Genomic DNA, 233 nt, shown 5'->3' on the forward strand with positions numbered 1-233 from the left:
CGGCTCATTACTGGCTCCGTTACTGGCGGCGATTGTGATCGCCTATTTACTCTATTGGCCTGTTTGTTCATTGCATCGATGGGGGGTTAATCGTACCGGCGCCGATATTATTGTGTTATTGGCTTTTGTTGGGTTTACGGTACTCGCCTTACTGTGTTTATTGCCTACTGAGGTTAAACAAGGCGCCAACTTTATACGTGAGTTACCATATATGCTTAACCAAACCCAAGGTT

At 45.5% G+C, this 233-nt stretch carries 1 protein-coding gene; it reads left to right on the forward strand.

The window, feature by feature from the left end:
• A partial coding sequence (locus Q4519_RS22170) for an AI-2E family transporter (protein ID WP_303516152.1) occupies positions 1 to 233 on the forward strand: 233 nt, incomplete at both ends.

The sequence above is a fragment of the Motilimonas sp. 1_MG-2023 genome, from assembly GCF_030547455.1.
Lineage (GTDB): Bacteria > Pseudomonadota > Gammaproteobacteria > Enterobacterales > CBDFNC01 > Motilimonas.